Origin of the sequence: Burkholderia sp. DN3021, from assembly GCF_049805555.1 — a bacterium.
Classification (GTDB): domain Bacteria; phylum Pseudomonadota; class Gammaproteobacteria; order Burkholderiales; family Burkholderiaceae; genus Burkholderia; species Burkholderia pyrrocinia_C.
On sequence record NZ_JBNCAB010000019.1, the window covers coordinates 51,077 to 66,198 of the forward strand.

The window sequence follows — 15,122 nt, forward strand, 5'->3', positions numbered from 1 at the left end:
CGATGTTTACCGGAATTGTCGCGGCCGTCGGCCGCATCGAATCGATCGATCCGCTCGGCACGTCGGCCGATGCGGGTGTGCGCCTGACCGTGCTGGCCGGCGGGCTCGATCTCGCCGATGTCGCGCTGGGCGACAGCATCGCGATCCAGGGCGCGTGCATGACGGTGATCGAAAAGACCGACGCCGCGTTCGACGTCGACGTGTCGCGCGAAAGCCTGAACCGCACGGTCGGCCTCGCCCAGCCCGGCGAAGTGAACCTCGAGAAGGCGCTGCGCGCGCACGACCGCCTCGGCGGGCACATCGTGTCGGGCCACGTCGACGGCCTCGGCACCGTGTCGCGCTTCGCGCCGGTCGGCGAGTCGCACGAGCTGCGGATCGTCGCGCCGCGCGAGCTGGGCCGCTATCTCGCGTACAAGGGGTCGATCACGGTCAACGGCGTGAGCCTGACCGTCAACACGGTCGACGATCGCGCGGACGGCTGCGAATTCTCGATCAACCTGATTCCGCACACGGTCGAGGTCACGACGCTGCGTCAGCTGAAGGCCGGCGACAAGGTCAATCTCGAAGCCGACATGATTGCGCGGTATGTGGAGCGAATGCTGTCGACGTCGCAAGGCGTGCATCAGGACTGATCGTCCTTTTTCGTGCTTTCTTGAGAATCGCGTCCGGCGGTTCGGCCCCGGGCCGCCCGGGTCCGCATCGCCGCCGTTTTCTGACAATCGCCGGCCGTCGGCCGCGAACCGCTACGTGTACCGGCGAGCCGCTCCATGAGCGCGTTGCCGCCTCGTCGGGCGATCCGCCTTTCAGCGCTTCACTGCCTCGTCGATAACGAGGCCACGCCCTGGCCCCATTTCAAACCGCAGCCTGCCCCGTCGGCCGGTCGATTCCGATATCTGCGGTCCATCGAGACGATTCCCGTCGCATCCGATCGTCGCCCTGCGGGCCCGATCCTCGGCCGAACGGCCAACGACGCGCACGGGTCACGCCGTCGCGCTAAGATGCGTCGACAGCGGTTTCAACGCCGCAACGCACGACGCGCCGCGTACCGGCCGCCCCTCTTCCCACAGGAGTCGTTCCCATGTCCATCTCGATGTACCAGGCTTCGCTGCCCGTCCTGATCCGCGGCCTGACCAACCTGCAGCACATCCTCGGCAAGGCCCAGGCGCACGCGGCCGAGAAGCAGATCGACCCGTCGGTGTTCGTCGGCGCGCGCCTCTACCCGGACATGCTGCCGCTCGTCCGCCAGGTCTACATCGCCACCGACACGGCCAAGGGCTGCGCCGCGCGGCTCGCCGGCGCCGAGATCCCGAGCTACCCGGACGTCGAGCAGACTTTCGACGAACTGCACGCGCGCATCCAGAAGACGATCGACTACCTGAAAAGCTTCGACGCCGCGCAGATCGACGGCAGCGAGGCGCGCCAGATCGTGCTGAAGATGCGCGTCGGCCCGATCGAGTTCACCGGCCAGTCGTACCTGCTGAACTTCGTGCTGCCCAATTTCTTCTTCCACGTGACGACCGCGTACGACATCCTGCGCCACAGCGGCGTCGAGCTCGGCAAGCTCGACTACCTCGGCGGGCGCGACTTGCACGCATGACGCGCGGCGGCCCGGCCGGGCCTGCCGCGCAGGCCGGCCGCACCGCCTTCCGGAGCGCTTGCCGGCCGAGCGCAACCCGCGCCAGCCGAAACGCCGTCCGGCTGGCGTAAAATACGCACTTTCCTCTTTCTCGCCCCCTTATGACGCTCGCCTCCACGCTCGACATCATCGCCGAGCTGAAAGCCGGCCGGATGGTGATCCTGGTCGACGAAGAAGACCGCGAAAACGAGGGCGACCTCGTGATCGCCGCCGAATTCGTCACGCCGGAAGCGATCAACTTCATGGCCAGGTACGGCCGCGGCCTGGTTTGTCTGACGTTGACGCAGGAACGCTGCAAGCAGCTGCACCTGCCGCTGATGACCTACCGCAACGGCACGCAATACGGCACCGCGTTCACGGTCAGCATCGAAGCGGCCGAAGGCGTGACGACCGGCATCTCGGCCGCCGACCGCGCGCACACGATCGCCACGGCGGTCGCGCACGACGTGCGTCCCGAGCACATCGTGCAGCCGGGCCACGTGTTCCCGATCATGGCGCAGCCGGGCGGCGTACTCGTGCGCGCGGGCCACACCGAGGCCGGCTGCGACTTCACCGCGCTTGCGGGCCTCACGCCGGCCGCGGTGATCTGCGAGATCATCAAGGACGACGGCACGATGGCGCGCCTGCCCGACCTGATCGAATTCGCGAAGGAACACGGTCTGAAGATCGGCACGATCGCCGACCTGATCCACTATCGCAGCCGCACTGAATCGATCATCGAGCGAATCGCCGAGCGCACGATGCAGACCGCGCACGGCACGTTCCGCGCGGTGCTGTACCGCGACCAGCCGAGCGGTTCGCCGCACATCGCGCTGGTGCGCGGCGCGCCGTCGCCCGACGTCGATACGCCGGTGCGCGTGCACGAGCCGCTGTCGGTGCTCGACCTGCTCGAAACCGGCGTGTCGACCCACTCGTGGACGCTCGACGCCGCGATGCGCGAGATCGCGGAGCGCGACCTCGGCGTGATCGTGCTGCTCAACTGCGGCGACACGAAGGAACACCTGATCGACGTCTTCAAGGCGTTCGACGAGGAAGAAAAGGCCGCTGCGCTGAAGCGCCGGCCGGTCGATTTCAAGACGTTCGGCATCGGCGCGCAGATCCTGCGCGATGTCGGCGTCGGCAAGATGCAGGTGCTGTCGAATCCGCGCAAGCTGGGCAGCATGTCCGGCTACGGCCTCGAAGTCACGGGCTTCATTCCGATGCCCGGCGGCGAAGCCAAGTCCTGCCCGGCGTCCAACGCGTAACCCGCCACGGCGCTTTCGCCCTATAACCGTTCATCCACACCACGGACAAGATCATGGAAATCGGACAATACCAACCGAATCTCGAAGGCGACGGCCTGCGTATCGGCATCGTGCAATCGCGCTTCAACGAACCCGTGTGCAACGGTCTCGCCGACGCGTGCGTCGAAGAACTGGAGCGCCTCGGCGTCACCGGTGAAGACGTGCTGCTCGTGTCGGTGCCCGGCGCGCTGGAAATCCCGCTCGCGCTGCAGAAGCTGGCAGAAAGCGGCCAGTTCGACGCGCTGATCGCGCTCGGCGCGGTGATCCGCGGCGAGACCTACCACTTCGAACTCGTGTCGAACGAGAGCGGCGCGGGCATCACCCGCATCGGCCTCGACTTCAACCTGCCGATCGCGAACGCGGTCCTGACGACCGAAAACGACGAGCAGGCCGTCGCGCGCATGACCGAAAAGGGTCGTGACGCCGCGCGCGTCGCCGTCGAGATGGCCAACCTGACGATGGCGCTCGACCAGCTCGGCGACGATGACGAGGACGAAGAAGAGGACGAAGACGACGAAGAGGAGCGCGCATGAAGAAGAGCGCCCGCCGACAATCGCGCGAGCTGGCGACGCAGGGCCTGTATCAGTGGCTGCTGTCGAACGCGCCCTCCGGCGAGATCGACGCGCAACTGCGCGGCGCGCTCGGTTACGACAAGGCTGACAAGGAGCTCCTCGAAGCCATCCTGCACGGCGTGATCCGCGAGCACGCGACACTCGTCGAAGCGCTGACGCCATCGCTGGACCGACCGATCGAGCAGTTGTCGCCGGTCGAACGCGCCGTGTTGCTGATCGCGACGTTCGAGCTCACGCACCACGTCGAAACGCCGTATCGCGTGATCATCAACGAAGCGGTCGAACTCGCGAAGACGTTCGGCGGCTCCGACGGCTACAAGTACGTGAACGGCGTGCTCGACAAGCTCTCCGCGAAGCTGCGCCCCGCCGAAACGCAGGCGCGCCGCAACGGCTGATACCGTTTGTTTGTCCACGGGCGCGCAAGCGCCCGTTTTTCATTCTCTCCCCCGCCCCGCCCGACCGATGAATACCACCGCCGATTCGCTTGTCACGCTCGCCGCACGCGTCGACGCGATCCAGCCCTTCTACGTGATGGAACTGATGAAGGAGGCACAGCGGCTCGAGTCCTCCGGGCGCGATGTTATCCACATGGGCATCGGCGAACCGGACTTCACCGCGCCGGAGCCTGTCGTCGAAGCGGCCGCGGCCGCGCTGCGCCGCGGCGTCACGCAGTACACGAGCGCGCTCGGCATTGCGCCGCTGCGCGAGGCGATCGCCGCGCACTACGCGCGCGCGTATGGCCTCACGATCAGCCCCGAACGGATCGTCGTGACGGCCGGCGCGTCGGCCGCGCTGCTGCTCGCGTGCCTCGCACTCGTCGGCCGCGACGACGAGGTGCTGATGCCCGACCCGTCGTATCCGTGCAACCGGCACTTCGTCGCGGCGGCCGAAGGCCGCGCGGTGCTCGTGCCGAGCGGCCCGGACGCGCGCTTCCAGCTCACCGAGGACGACGTCCGCACACGCTGGGGCGACCGCACGCGCGGCGTGCTGCTCGCGTCGCCGTCGAACCCGACCGGCACGTCGCTCGAGCCTGACGAACTGAAGCGGATCGTCGCAGCCGTGCGCGCACGCGGCGGTTTCACGATCGTCGACGAGATCTACCAGGGGCTCAGCTACGACGCGGCGCCCGTGTCGGCGCTGTCGTTCGGCGACGACGTCGTCACCGTGAACAGCTTCTCGAAGTATTTCAGCATGACCGGCTGGCGGCTCGGCTGGCTCGTCGTGCCGCCCGCGCTGGTCGGCACGTTCGAAAAGCTTGCGCAGAACCTGTTCATCTGCCCGTCCGCACTCGCGCAGCACGCGGCACTCGCGTGCTTCGAACCGGCCACGCTCGACATCTACGAGGCGCGCCGGCTCGAATTCAAGCGCCGCCGCGATTTCATCGCACCGGCGCTCGAACGGCTCGGCTTCACGGTTCCCGTGATGCCGGACGGTGCGTTCTACGTGTATGCGCATTGCGGCGGCGTCGCCCACCCGGCAGCCGGCGACAGCGCCGCGCTCACGCAGGCGATGCTGCACGACGCCGGCGTCGTGCTGGTGCCCGGCATGGACTTCGGCGTCCACGCGCCGCGCGACTATATCCGACTGTCCTATGCGACCGCCTATACGCGGCTCGAAGAGGCGGTCGATCGGCTCGCGACGCTGTTCGGGCAGCACTGACGCCGCAGCCGGCACACCGGCCGCTACACACGCCACAAAAGGAAAAGGCACCCGGATCATCGGGTGCCTTTCTCATTTCCTGCCGGCCGGAACCGCGCGGTAGCGTTAGGTTACGCGCCGAGCTCCGAATGGTCGCCGTGCGCCTGCTTCGCGGTATCGACGCTCGCGTCGTCCTGCGGCGACGTGTCCTTCGACGCCGTCGTCTTCGCTGACGTCGCGGTTTCGAGCGTCGCACGCACGCGCTTCGCGCCGCCTGCCGATGCCGTTACGGCAGCGGCCGTGACGATCGGCTTCGCCGGCGCCTGCGGTGCATTGACCGGCACGCTGCGGCCGCGCGACACGTCGCGCAGCCGGCCGCGCTCGGCCATCACCTTCGCGCCGTATGCGTTGTCGTCGGGGTTCGTCGAGCCGTTGTACAGCCGCAGGCCGTTCGCGAGCGAGCCGCCGCGGGCGATGCAGTCCTTCAGCACGAGCGCGCCGACCTGGAGGTTCGCGAGCGGCTGCAGTGCGGTATCGGTGCCGCCGAAATACTCGAACTTGTCGGAATGGACCTTCGACATGACCTGCATCAGGCCCTTCGCGCCGACGCCGCTTTCGGCGTAAGGGTTGAAGCCCGACTCGATCGCCATCACGGACAGCAGCAGCAGCGGATCGAGGCCGACGTCACGGCCGGTCTGGAACGCGGCCTTGACGAGCTGGCCGAGCGGCTCCTGAGCGATGCGGTAACGGCGCGACAGATAGGTCGCGACGAGCGCCTGTTCGCGGTTCGACGCGAGCGCACGATCGTCGCGCGCGTCGGCCGGCACCCGCTGGGTCGGGATCAGTTTCGCGAGCGCGACGGGCGACGGGCCGTTGCGGGCCGGATCGGACGCGTCGCCCTGCGCGGCGGCTTCCGGTGCGACATCGAGGCCGACCGCAAGCGCGTCCGTTTCGGGACTCTCTTCCTGCTGCGGCTGCGCGCCGGCAGGCGCGAAGTTCGGCAGCGGATGGCCGGACAGCAAACGGGCAGGCCCGGCCTGCACGGCCGCGGATACGACCGGCATCAGCTTCGCGGCAAGCGTGCCGCGCACGGTTGGCAGCAGCCACAGTGCAAGTGCAACCGCGACAGCGAGACAGCCGACAACGCTGAATAGATGGTGACTGACACGCGTCCCGCGACGCAGCATGTTGCGCACGATTTGCGCATGCTGCTCAGTGGGACGCCACGATAACCAAGCGTTCATTCAGATCATCTCCCATGAACATGACTCGTGCGGCTCGCTCAACTCGATGGCGAGACAGAAACGCGCCGCGGAATCACGACGCCGCACGCCTTGGTTGGGACGTGCAAGCATCGGGGAAACGGTATAAGTACCGTTCGAGGCCACGGTGTAAGAAGGCCGACGCCTTCGCACACTGGGCGAGACGGGCATACGCGGTGGCACCCACGCAAAAAACCAGCGTCTGGTAGCGCTGGCTGGGACTACGACTAAGGCCGTCGAATACGCCGTGCAGGATTCGGCGGACGGTGACGCGCTGCGTCAAAGATCGGTGATTGGCGGCTCGAAGCCTTTTACCCTGCAACCAATGTGAGCGGATTCTAGCAGGGTTTTATAGATCGTCAACACTATAAAATCTCAAAATCATAACAAAAAGTAATTTAAAGCCGCCCTTCAGATCGGGAACCCCGTGCCGTAGAGGGTTTGCGCGCGATCGACTTTTTTCTCGGCCGGGCATCCACGCGGCGGCCCGGGTAAAATCGTCGGTCGATTCGGGGCCGCAGCCGGCCGCTGCGCCCGCCCACCGTCGCCCGCCATCCGGGCGGCCCGGACCTTCTTCATGAAATACAAAGACTTACGCGATTTCATCCAGCGCCTCGAGGCGCTCGGCGAACTGCGGCGCGTCACGCAACCCGTGTCGCCCGTGCTCGAAATGACCGAGCTGTGCGACCGCGTGCTGCGCGCCGGCGGCCCTGCGCTGCTGTTCAACGCGCCGCCCGGCCATGCGTTTCCCGTGCTCGGCAACCTGTTCGGCACGCCGCGCCGCGTCGCGCTCGGGATGGGCGTCGATGCAGGCGACGATGCCGCGCTCGGCTCGCTGCGCGATCTCGGGCGCCTGCTGTCCGCGCTGAAGGAGCCCGACCCGCCGAAAAGCCTGAAGGACGCCGGCAAGCTGCTGTCGCTCGCGAAGGCCGTTTGGGACATGGCGCCGAAGTCGGTGTCGTCGCCGCCGTGCCAGGAGATCGTCTGGGAAGGCGCGGACGTCGACCTGAACAAGCTGCCGATCCAGACCTGCTGGCCCGGCGACGCGGGGCCGCTCGTCACGTGGGGCCTGACGGTCACGCGCGGTCCGAACAAGTCGCGCCAGAACCTCGGCATCTACCGCCAGCAGCTGATTGGCCGCAACAAGCTGATCATGCGCTGGCTTGCGCATCGCGGCGGCGCGCTCGACTTCCGCGAATTCGCGCTGCAGAACCCCGGCAAGCCGTATCCGGTCGCGGTCGTGCTCGGCGCCGATCCGGCCACGACGCTCGGCGCGGTGACGCCCGTGCCCGATTCGCTGTCCGAATATCAGTTCGCCGGCCTGCTGCGCGGCAGCCGCACCGAGCTCGCGAAGTGCCTGACGCCCGGCGTCGACACGCTGCAGGTGCCCGCACGCGCGGAGATCGTGCTCGAAGGCTTCATCCATCCGCAGGACGGCACCCCTGCTCCCGCTCCGGCCGGCGCGCCGCCGCGGCCGGCCGGCAACGCGTCCGCCGCGTACGAACACGCACTCGAAGGGCCGTACGGCGACCACACCGGGTATTACAACGAGCAGGAGTGGTTCCCTGTGTTCACCGTCGAGCGCATCACGATGCGCCGCGACGCGATCTACCACTCGACCTACACGGGCAAACCGCCCGACGAGCCCGCGGTGCTCGGCGTCGCGCTCAACGAGGTATTCGTGCCGCTGCTGCAGAAGCAGTTCACGGAGATCACCGACTTCTACCTGCCGCCCGAAGGCTGCAGCTACCGGATGGCCATCGTCCAGATGAAGAAGAGCTACGCGGGCCACGCGAAGCGCGTGATGTTCGGCGTGTGGAGCTTCCTGCGGCAGTTCATGTATACGAAGTTCATCGTGGTCGTCGACGAGGACGTGAACATCCGCGACTGGAAGGAAGTGATCTGGGCGATCACGACGCGCGTCGACCCCGTGCGCGACACGGTGATGGTCGACAGCACGCCGATCGACTATCTCGACTTCGCGTCGCCGGTTGCCGGCCTCGGCTCGAAGATGGGGCTCGACGCGACCAACAAGTGGCCCGGCGAGACGAACCGGGAATGGGGCCGTCCGATCGAGATGGACGCGGCCGTGAAGGCGCGCGTCGACCGGCTCTGGCAGGAGATCGGACTCTGAGGCCGTAGCCGGCGCCCGCCGGCCCGTGCATCGCACCCACCACAAGAACGACGAAGATGAGCTTTCCTCCCGCCTCGATGCTGTCCGACGGTTTCTTCCTGTCGCTGTCACTGTGTCTCGACATCGGCCTCGTGAACGTCGCGATGCTGTCGCTGACGCTGTCGCACGGCTTCCGGCCGGGCTTCTGGCTCGGCGTCGGCTCGTGCGTCGGCGATCTCCTCTACGCGGCGCTCGCGCTCGCCGGGATGGCCGTGCTGCTGCAGTTCGAGGCCGTGCGCTGGATCGTCTGGATCGGCGGCGGCGCCGTGCTGCTGTTCCTCACGTGGAAGATGACGCGCGAAGCGTTGGCGCCGGCCAGGGCGGCCGACGACGACGCGGACGAAGCACCGCCGCCGCGCGCAAGCGCGCGGCGCAGTTTCCTGCGCGGGATGCTGCTCGCGATGTCGTCGCCGAGCGCGATCCTGTGGTTCGCGGCGGTCGGCGGCGCGCTGATCGCGAAAGCCGGTGCGACCACGCCGGTCACCGCGTCGGTGTTCCTGTCGGGCTTCTTCCTCGGCGGCCTCGCGTGGACGCTCTTCATGTGCACGCTCGCGAGCCAGGGCCGCAAGCGCGCGGGCGCCGGGCTGATGCGCGCGTGCCACGTCGCGTCGGCGCTGCTGTTCGCGTATTTCTCGTACAGCGTGATCGTCGGCGGCTACCGCGACCTGATCGCGCACGCGGCGTAAGCGAAGCCGGCCTGCACGAGCCGCGCGTCGAGCGGCGGCACCAATAAAAAAACGGCGCAGCGCCCCTCGCGGGACGTTGCGCCGTTTTGCCACGCGCGGTCAGGCCGCGCGGGACGGATCAGCGACGCCAGTAGCCGTGATGGCCCCAGCCGCCGTAGCCATGACGCCAGTACGGACGACCGTAGTAACCGCCGTAGCCGCCGACGACCACGGCGGGCGGCGGCGCATAGTAGGCCGGTGCCGGTGCGTAGTACACGGGCGGAGGCGGCGGCGCGTAGTACACGGGCGGCGGCGGCGCATAAACGGGATACGCGGGCGCGACCGGGATACCGATGCCGACCCCGATCGACACGTGAGCCTGCGCGGCGCTTGCGGCACCCAGACCCAGCGCGGCGGCGGCGATGAACGGAATGAGCTTTTTCACTTCGATTCTCCTGCTGGAGCGGTATTTTATGCGCTCCTGTCGGCAACGGCGGGCATGCACGTCGCATGCAAGCAATGTAGCGAAAACCCGCCTCTCGCGTGTTTCGCATTTGTTGCAAATTGCAATTGCAGGCGGCCGGAGCCGCCGTGCGGCGTGGCTTCCGCGGCCTGCGGCGACCCTTGCAGGTCGCGCGAATCCGTCCGACGAGTCGGGACGCGACGCGACGGCCGGTCAGTCTTACCGGATACGGCACGCGCGGCGGGCACGCGCACGTAATGAACGATTACAAATTTGAAACAGGACGCCGACAATTCAAGAGGAACGCGCGCGCAACATGTTTCGGGGTCGGATTCATCGATCGGAATTCAACCGTAACGCGGACACAAATACGCGTGCGAATCGTGCCGCACGCCGGTAATGAACACATGCGTCCGCGCGGCAATCGACCTTCCACGACCACACCTTCATTCCTGCGATACTGGCGGCTGCTTCGTTTTCGCTTACGTCCGCCGCCATGCCTCTTCCCGACACACCCCGTCTCGGCTTCATCGGCGCCGGCCGCCTCGCGCGCTGTGTTGCGCAGCGCTTCGCGCAGGCCGGCTTTCCCGTTGTCGCGATCGCGAGCCGCACGCCCGAATCGGCCGCGGCGCTCGCCGCGCGCGTCTCCGGCTGCCGGGCCGTCGACACGCCGCAGCAGGTCGCCGACGCCGCCGACCTCATCTTCCTGACGGTTCCCGACGACCATCTCGCGTCGACCGCCGCGGCGCTCCGCTTCGATGCATCGCGCGCCGCCAGTCAGGCAGTCGTCCACTGCAGCGGCGCGTCGGCGGTCGCGCTGCTCGATCCGGCGAAACGGCAAGGCGCGGCCACCGGCGGCTTCCATCCGCTCTACCTGTTCGGCGGCACCGACGCCGACCTCGCACGCATCGACGGCTGCTCGGTCACGATCGAAGCCGACGGCGCGCTGCACGCGACGCTGATGCGACTTGCTGCCACACTCGGCTGCCATCCGCTGTCGATTCCGGCCGGCGGCCGGATGCTCTATCACGCGGCCGCGCATTACGCGGCGAGCTTCGCGCTGTGCGGGTTGTCGGAAGCGGTCGAGCTGTGGCGCGGCCTCGGTTTCGACGAGGAAGCCGCGCTGCGCGCACTGCTGCCGATGCTCGCCGGCACGATCGAAACCGCGCGCGACAAGGGGCTCGCGAACGCGCTCGCCGGCCCGGTGTCGCGCGGCGATACGGGCATCGTCGAACGCCAGCTCGCGCTGCTCGAAGCGCGTGGCGGCGATCACGCGACGCTGTACGCGCTGATGACGCGCCGTGCGGTCGCGCTCGCCGCGAAGCGTGCCGCGCCGCCGGCGTCGCTGCCGGCGCTCGCCGAAGCCGTCGAAACGTCGCTCGCGCGCACGGCCGCGCACCCCTCCCCGTCGCAAGACGAGGCGTGATAAGGTGTCGGCCGATGCGCCGCCATCCGGCGTTGGCGGCCGCACGCTACTCGACTGTATAAAAAGGATGCCAACGATGTTCGGCGAGATCGCCCGTTTTCTGCTCAATACCGTCTTCACGCTGTTCGGCGCCGCGCTGATCCTGCGCGTCTGGATGCAGGCCGTCCGCGTGCCGCCGTACAACCCCGTCACGCAGGCCGTGCTGCAGGCGACCAACTGGCTCGTGCTGCCGCTGCGCCGCGTGATTGCGGGCGTACGCGGCATCGACTGGGCCAGCGTCGTCGCCGCGCTGCTGACCGCGCTCGTCTACGTCGTGCTGATGGTCGTGATGGCCGGCTTCGATCCGGCCGCGGTGATCCCGACGCTCGTCGTGGTCGCGCTGCTCACCGTCGTGAAGTGGGCACTCAACCTCGTGATCTGGATGACGATCCTGATGGCGCTGCTGTCGTGGCTCAATCCGCGCTCGCCGGCGATGCCGATCCTCTACCAGCTCACCGCGCCGTTCCTGAACCCGCTGCGCCGCATCATCCCGAACCTCGGCGGCATCGACCTGTCGCCGATCCTGCTGTTCGTGATCGTGCAGGTGCTGCTGATGATCGTCACGCGCGCCGCCGTGTCGCTGACGATCTTCGGCATCTGACCGACGCTGCCCCTACGCCGCCGGCCCCTGCGCCGGCGGCGCGACGAGCGTGTCGATCACGCCGAAGCGCGCCGGAATCATCGCGTAGCACACGCGCACTTTCTCGCGCGACAACCGTTCGAGCAAACGCTGCGCTTCGTCCTCGGTGACGACGAATTCGACCTCGATCGCGAGCGAACCCTGCAGCTCGAAGAAGCGGTCCTCGTGCAGCACGCGATGCTGACCGAAGCCGGCCATCGCGCGAAACGCGGAACCGCCCGCGACGCCCATCCGGTTCGCCTCCTCCAGCAGCCATTCCCACAGCGGCTTCCAGTGCAGCCGGTGCTGCTCGTGCACATAGAAACGCAAGAACACCCTGTCCATCGCTCCCTCCGATGGCGGCACGCTCAGGCCGCCGCGAGCCACGCGCGCGCGGTCCACATGCCGAGCGCCGTCAGCGCGAACGATCCAGTCAAGTGTAGGGCAGCCACCGCAAACGCCCATCCGAATTCGCCCTGCAACGCATGCGTCATCACTTCGACCGAATAGGTCGAGAACGTCGTGAGCCCGCCGAGGAAGCCCGTGATCACGAACAGCCGCCACTCGGGCGGCAGCCCGACGCGGGTCGTGAACACGACGGCGGCGATGCCGATCACGTAGCCGCCGATCAGGTTCGCGGCGAGCGTGCCGAGCGGCACCTCGGGAAAGAATTCGTTGAGCGCGAGGCTCAGGAACCAGCGCAGCAACGCGCCGAGCCCGGCGCCGACGAAGATCGCGACGATCGAATAGAACAAGGGCACTCCTCGCTGACGACGCCGCGTGGCGGATGCGGCCTACGCTGAACTGTATGCGGAATCGCGCCGCGGCGGCAACGCCGGCGGAGCGGGCCGTCGTACGCCGGATCGTGTCGCACGGGCACGATGCATTTCATTATTCCCGCGAATCCGCCGCACTCGATATTTTCCGATGCATTACGCAGGACATTACAAATCAATTAAAAACAGATTGATTATCTATCCGCATTTTCAAAATCGGCAAAGCCGCTTCGTCCGCTGCGCGCCAACCTTGAAAATCCCATATTTCACGGGGCTTCCGCGTAGTTTCCCTTATCAGACATTCCCGTATGCGGCCGATATTCCATGCAATTGACTTCGCCGATTTTGTAGACTTGTTCCGCCAACCCACTCCATCGACATGGAGACTCGAAAAATGAACAATATCCGCCCGTCATTCATGTTGATTCCGGCGCTGTGTGCGTCGCTGCTCGCATCGAGCGTCGCGCTCGCCGACGGCAACGGACCGCCGTCCTACGTCGAAGGCAACCGCGCGCCGAAAGGATACGCGCGCCCGCCGTTCCACACGAAGCCGCGCGCGAGCACGGCTTCGATATCCGGCCTCACGCCCGCGCTCGCCCGACACGCGTACGGGTTCGACACGATCGCCAACCAGGGCGACGGGATGGTCGTCGCGATCGTCGACGCGTACGACGACCCGAAGATCGAGGCCGATCTCGGCGTGTTCAGCAACGCGTTCTCGCTGCCGGCCTGCACGTCGTCGAACGGTTGTTTCACCAAGGTGTACGCACGCGGGACACGGCCCAGGACCGATTCGGGCTGGGCGCTCGAGATGTCGCTCGACGTCGAATGGGTGCATGCGATCGCGCCGAAGGCCAAGATCATGCTCGTCGAGGCCGCGTCGGCCAGCTTCACCGACCTGCTGGCCGCGGTCGACGTCGCGGTCAAGCGCGGCGCGTCGGTCGTGTCGATGAGTTTCGGCGGCAGCGAGTTCGGCAGCGAGACCGGCTTCGACAGCCACTTCAACGTCGCGGGCGTCACGTTCGTCGCGTCGTCCGGCGACAGCGGCACCGGGACCGAATACCCGGCCGCGTCGCCGTACGTGGTGGCGGTGGGCGGCACGACGTTGTCCATCGATACGTACGGCAACTACGTCGGCGAGGCGGCGTGGAGCGGCAGCGGCGGCGGCGTGAGCACCGTCGAGGCCGAGCCGGCCGGCCAGACCGCGTGGCCGGTTCCGGTCGCCGGCAAGCGCGGCGTGCCCGACGTCAGCTACGACGCGAATCCGTCCAGCGGTTTCGCGGTGTACGACTCGGTCACCTACCAGGGGCAGGCGGGCTGGTTCCAGGTCGGCGGCACGAGCGCGGGCGCGCCGCAATGGTCGGCGCTCGTCGCGATCGCGAATTCGCTGCGCGCGGCGGCCGGCAAGAGCCGGTTGAGCGGCACCTACGACTCGCTCTATATGGTCGGGAAAACCGCATATGGCAGCGACTTTCACGACGTGACGACCGGGTCCAACGGCAATTGCGGCAGCGTCTGCAACGCAGCGGGCGGCTATGACTACGTGACGGGTCTCGGTTCGCCGCAAGCGCCGTCGCTCGTGCAGGCGCTCGTCGCCCGGCCGTAACCCCCGACCGTCGCCGGTCGGTCCGCGGCGCGGCGTTCAGCCGCCGCGCCATGCGCGGTCGAGCGCGGTCAGCGTCGCCAGCGCACCGCCCTTCAACCCGATCACGTCCGCACGGCGCGCATGCGCTTCGCGCGCGTTGATGCGGATCACGTCGGCGCCGAGCCGTTCGCTCAACAGGCGCACGGTCGGAATCGCGGTGCCCGCGCCGATCTCGACCACGGCGACGCGCCCGGCCCGCGCAATCCAGTCTTCCAGCGCATGTTCCTGCGCGTCGTAGCGCGCGCCGAGCCAGCCGGTGTCGCCGAACATCAGGATGTTCGGCCTCGCGAGCCCCCCGCAGTACGGGCAGCGCGGCGCTTCGCCGACCAGCCGGCAGGTGGCTTCGTCGACGTCCGGCACGAACGGCGCCGCGTCCCACGTGTCGTCCGAACAGGGCCGCAGACACTGCATCGCGTGAATCGAGCCATGGATCTCGACGATCCGAGTCGGATCGAAGCCGGCTTTCTGGAACTGGCCGTCGACGTTGCTCGTCAGCACGAAGCCGCCATTCGGCATCGCGTCGATCCAGCGACGCAGGATCGCGAATCCCGCATGCGGCACCGTCGCGCGGTAAAGCGCGAGACGGTGCCCGTAGAACCCCCACGCGAGTTGCGCACGCGCACGGAACGCGTGCGGCGATGCGATCTCGTGGAATTCGAAACGCTCGTGGCGCAGCGCCGGATACGCGCGCCAGAAGCCGTCCGTGCCGCGAAAATCGGGCAACCCGGAATCGACGCCGATGCCCGCGCCGGCCGTCACGAGCAACGCGTCGGCGCGCGCGAGCGCGTCAACGGCGGCAGCGACGAGATCGGCGGGAAGCTGCGCGGCGGCAGCGGTGGAGTCGTCGGAATCGGGGAACGGCATGATGGGCGGCGGTAACGTCGAACGGTGCGCGGGCGGCGTCGCGATCATACGCCGGTTCGGG

General features: G+C 67.6%; 16 protein-coding genes. 11 read left to right on the forward strand and 5 right to left on the reverse strand.

Annotated elements, in window-relative coordinates; translation table 11 throughout:
* Window positions 1–2 precede the first annotated feature (2 nt).
* From ACPUER_RS12540 to ACPUER_RS12565, 6 genes are all read left to right on the forward strand, one after another.
* Window positions 3–632 carry a riboflavin synthase gene (locus ACPUER_RS12540; protein ID WP_425131258.1) on the forward strand — a complete coding sequence of 210 codons (630 nt, stop codon included), beginning with the start codon at window positions 3–5 and terminating at the stop codon, window positions 630–632.
* 446 nt (window positions 633–1,078) lie between these two features.
* Complete coding sequence (locus tag ACPUER_RS12545; RefSeq protein ID WP_175962608.1) at window positions 1,079–1,597, forward strand: DUF1993 domain-containing protein; 519 nt, start codon at window positions 1,079–1,081, stop codon at window positions 1,595–1,597.
* Between the two features lie 140 nt (window positions 1,598–1,737).
* Window positions 1,738–2,880, forward strand: coding sequence for a bifunctional 3,4-dihydroxy-2-butanone-4-phosphate synthase/GTP cyclohydrolase II (gene ribBA, locus ACPUER_RS12550; RefSeq protein WP_034182948.1), 1,143 nt, complete (start codon window positions 1,738–1,740; stop codon window positions 2,878–2,880).
* Between the two features lie 53 nt (window positions 2,881–2,933).
* On the forward strand, window positions 2,934–3,452 hold the full coding sequence (ribH, locus tag ACPUER_RS12555; RefSeq protein WP_011351235.1) for a 6,7-dimethyl-8-ribityllumazine synthase: 519 nt from the start codon (window positions 2,934–2,936) through the stop codon (window positions 3,450–3,452).
* A complete protein-coding gene (gene nusB / locus ACPUER_RS12560) occupies window positions 3,449–3,886 on the forward strand; it encodes a transcription antitermination factor NusB (protein ID WP_310137150.1) in 438 nt (145 codons plus the stop codon). Before ribH ends, nusB begins: the two co-directional genes overlap by 4 nt.
* A 67-nt stretch (window positions 3,887–3,953) precedes the next feature.
* Entirely contained in the window at window positions 3,954–5,150 is a 1,197-nt protein-coding gene (locus ACPUER_RS12565) for a pyridoxal phosphate-dependent aminotransferase (protein ID WP_310137153.1), read from the forward strand.
* Window positions 5,151–5,260: 110 nt separating this feature from the next.
* Here the strand turns inward: ACPUER_RS12565 and ACPUER_RS12570 are convergent, their stop codons facing one another.
* Window positions 5,261–6,373, reverse strand: coding sequence for a transglycosylase SLT domain-containing protein (locus tag ACPUER_RS12570; RefSeq protein ID WP_425131259.1), 1,113 nt, complete (start codon window positions 6,371–6,373; stop codon window positions 5,261–5,263).
* 595 nt (window positions 6,374–6,968) lie between these two features.
* Here ACPUER_RS12570 and ACPUER_RS12575 point away from each other — a divergent pair.
* On the forward strand, window positions 6,969–8,525 hold the full coding sequence (locus ACPUER_RS12575) for a UbiD family decarboxylase (protein ID WP_065500534.1): 1,557 nt from the start codon (window positions 6,969–6,971) through the stop codon (window positions 8,523–8,525).
* Between the two features lie 56 nt (window positions 8,526–8,581).
* Complete coding sequence (locus tag ACPUER_RS12580) at window positions 8,582–9,250, forward strand: LysE family transporter (protein WP_310137159.1); 669 nt, start codon at window positions 8,582–8,584, stop codon at window positions 9,248–9,250.
* Between the two features lie 118 nt (window positions 9,251–9,368).
* Here the strand turns inward: ACPUER_RS12580 and ACPUER_RS12585 are convergent, their stop codons facing one another.
* Window positions 9,369–9,674, reverse strand: coding sequence for a hypothetical protein (locus tag ACPUER_RS12585; RefSeq protein ID WP_027783774.1), 306 nt, complete (start codon window positions 9,672–9,674; stop codon window positions 9,369–9,371).
* A gap of 514 nt (window positions 9,675–10,188) precedes the next feature.
* Between ACPUER_RS12585 and ACPUER_RS12590 the strand changes: the two genes are divergently transcribed.
* Entirely contained in the window at window positions 10,189–11,118 is a 930-nt protein-coding gene (locus ACPUER_RS12590) for a Rossmann-like and DUF2520 domain-containing protein (RefSeq protein ID WP_425131260.1), read from the forward strand.
* A gap of 76 nt (window positions 11,119–11,194) precedes the next feature.
* The gene (locus ACPUER_RS12595) at window positions 11,195–11,758 is read left to right on the forward strand and encodes a YggT family protein (RefSeq protein WP_072436135.1); all 564 of its coding nucleotides are present in this window, start codon (window positions 11,195–11,197) and stop codon (window positions 11,756–11,758) included.
* A gap of 12 nt (window positions 11,759–11,770) precedes the next feature.
* On the opposite strand, the gene ACPUER_RS12600 is transcribed toward ACPUER_RS12595, so the two are convergent.
* Together ACPUER_RS12600 and crcB are read right to left on the reverse strand one after the other, a co-directional pair.
* Complete coding sequence (locus ACPUER_RS12600; RefSeq protein WP_425131261.1) at window positions 11,771–12,121, reverse strand: DUF190 domain-containing protein; 351 nt, start codon at window positions 12,119–12,121, stop codon at window positions 11,771–11,773.
* Between the two features lie 23 nt (window positions 12,122–12,144).
* Window positions 12,145–12,531, reverse strand: a complete 387-nt coding sequence (gene crcB / locus ACPUER_RS12605) for a fluoride efflux transporter CrcB (RefSeq protein ID WP_034182940.1) — start codon at window positions 12,529–12,531, stop codon at window positions 12,145–12,147.
* Window positions 12,532–12,970: 439 nt separating this feature from the next.
* Between crcB and ACPUER_RS12610 the strand changes: the two genes are divergently transcribed.
* Complete coding sequence (locus ACPUER_RS12610; protein WP_425131282.1) at window positions 12,971–14,158, forward strand: S53 family peptidase; 1,188 nt, start codon at window positions 12,971–12,973, stop codon at window positions 14,156–14,158.
* Window positions 14,159–14,194: 36 nt separating this feature from the next.
* Here the strand turns inward: ACPUER_RS12610 and ACPUER_RS12615 are convergent, their stop codons facing one another.
* Window positions 14,195–15,061, reverse strand: coding sequence for an SIR2 family NAD-dependent protein deacylase (locus ACPUER_RS12615; RefSeq protein ID WP_425131262.1), 867 nt, complete (start codon window positions 15,059–15,061; stop codon window positions 14,195–14,197).
* Window positions 15,062–15,122: the final 61 nt, after the last annotated feature.

What these genes read in the sequence shown, in the direction of transcription:
- ribBA (WP_034182948.1), top strand. Translation starts at nt 1,738, where the DNA reads ATGACGCTCGCCTCCACGCTCGACATCATCGCCGAGCTGAAAGCCGGC.
- ACPUER_RS12590 (WP_425131260.1), top strand. Translation starts at nt 10,189, where the DNA reads ATGCCTCTTCCCGACACACCCCGTCTCGGCTTCATCGGCGCCGGCCGC.
- ribH (WP_011351235.1), top strand. Translation starts at nt 2,934, where the DNA reads ATGGAAATCGGACAATACCAACCGAATCTCGAAGGCGACGGCCTGCGT.
- ACPUER_RS12540 (WP_425131258.1), top strand. Translation starts at nt 3, where the DNA reads ATGTTTACCGGAATTGTCGCGGCCGTCGGCCGCATCGAATCGATCGAT.
- ACPUER_RS12615 (WP_425131262.1), bottom strand. Translation starts at nt 15,061, where the DNA reads ATGCCGTTCCCCGATTCCGACGACTCCACCGCTGCCGCCGCGCAGCTT.
- ACPUER_RS12610 (WP_425131282.1), top strand. Translation starts at nt 12,971, where the DNA reads ATGTTGATTCCGGCGCTGTGTGCGTCGCTGCTCGCATCGAGCGTCGCG.
- ACPUER_RS12600 (WP_425131261.1), bottom strand. Translation starts at nt 12,121, where the DNA reads ATGGACAGGGTGTTCTTGCGTTTCTATGTGCACGAGCAGCACCGGCTG.
- ACPUER_RS12595 (WP_072436135.1), top strand. Translation starts at nt 11,195, where the DNA reads ATGTTCGGCGAGATCGCCCGTTTTCTGCTCAATACCGTCTTCACGCTG.
- ACPUER_RS12575 (WP_065500534.1), top strand. Translation starts at nt 6,969, where the DNA reads ATGAAATACAAAGACTTACGCGATTTCATCCAGCGCCTCGAGGCGCTC.
- ACPUER_RS12565 (WP_310137153.1), top strand. Translation starts at nt 3,954, where the DNA reads ATGAATACCACCGCCGATTCGCTTGTCACGCTCGCCGCACGCGTCGAC.
- nusB (WP_310137150.1), top strand. Translation starts at nt 3,449, where the DNA reads ATGAAGAAGAGCGCCCGCCGACAATCGCGCGAGCTGGCGACGCAGGGC.
- ACPUER_RS12545 (WP_175962608.1), top strand. Translation starts at nt 1,079, where the DNA reads ATGTCCATCTCGATGTACCAGGCTTCGCTGCCCGTCCTGATCCGCGGC.
- ACPUER_RS12580 (WP_310137159.1), top strand. Translation starts at nt 8,582, where the DNA reads ATGAGCTTTCCTCCCGCCTCGATGCTGTCCGACGGTTTCTTCCTGTCG.
- ACPUER_RS12570 (WP_425131259.1), bottom strand. Translation starts at nt 6,373, where the DNA reads ATGAACGCTTGGTTATCGTGGCGTCCCACTGAGCAGCATGCGCAAATC.